This window comes from Candidatus Frankia alpina, assembly GCF_902806485.1.
GTDB lineage: Bacteria > Actinomycetota > Actinomycetes > Frankiales > Frankiaceae > Frankia > Frankia alpina.
Map to the genome: position 1 here is coordinate 1 of NZ_CADCWT010000650.1, position 248 is coordinate 248.

The following is a 248-nucleotide window of genomic DNA, read 5'->3' on the forward strand; positions in this document are numbered from 1 at the left end:
CCCGCGACCGGCCCAGGCTCGACAGCTCCACCAGCCGCTGCAGCCGGCCCTTGTCCCGCCGAACCTGCGCGAGGACCACCTGGCCTTCGTCGATGAGCACGGTGAGCTGCGGGCCGTCCCACCGACTCAGCCGACGGCGCTTCAGCTCGACGGCCCGGCGGGTCATCTCCACGTGGACCTCATCGATCACCGCGTTGATCTCGACGGCGGTGACCGCCACCCGGCAGACGCCGTCCCAGAGAGTGGCC

Annotated in this window: 1 protein-coding gene; it reads right to left on the bottom strand. The window is 71.8% G+C overall.

Annotated features, from left to right (window positions below; translation table 11 throughout):
- Positions 1 to 220 (bottom strand): hypothetical protein (locus G6R25_RS24815; protein WP_205447488.1); only part of this gene is annotated, 220 nt, incomplete at its 3' end.
- Positions 221 to 248 lie beyond the last annotated feature (28 nt).